Source organism: Pseudomonas abyssi (assembly GCF_002307495.1).
Lineage (GTDB): Bacteria > Pseudomonadota > Gammaproteobacteria > Pseudomonadales > Pseudomonadaceae > Halopseudomonas > Halopseudomonas abyssi.
Window position 1 is genome coordinate 1 of record NZ_NTMR01000078.1, and the last position, 306, is coordinate 306.

The 306-nt window shown below is 50.7% G+C and carries 1 protein-coding gene; it reads right to left on the bottom strand.

Going from position 1 to position 306, the window contains the following annotated elements; all coding sequences use genetic code 11:
• Nucleotides 1-200 (bottom strand): DUF4372 domain-containing protein (locus tag CNQ84_RS20305; protein ID WP_133065940.1); only part of this gene is annotated, 200 nt, incomplete at its 3' end.
• Nucleotides 201-306 lie beyond the last annotated feature (106 nt).

A 306-nucleotide genomic window follows, 5' to 3' on the forward strand; every position in this document is an offset into this window, starting at 1 on the left:
ATCTTCTGGCTGTTAAAGCCCGTCTCTATTTCCCTGAGGCTGGAGGCGCAAGCAATCTGGGCATAGATCAGAGCGATCAGTTGGTCCCAAGATTTAAAGCCTTTGCAGTGCTTGTCTGCATCGAGTTCGCGCACCTGCTTGTCGAAAACAGGGCGTGGCAAGCCTTTCAAAAGATCGGCAAATCGGGTATTTGTGTACACGTTGTAGTCACTGAGTTGTTGAGTCGCATCAACGGGTTCTACCCTTCAAACTCAGTGGCTGCAATCCCTCCAGAACTCCCCCCCAAATTTATTCCGGACAGCAGTG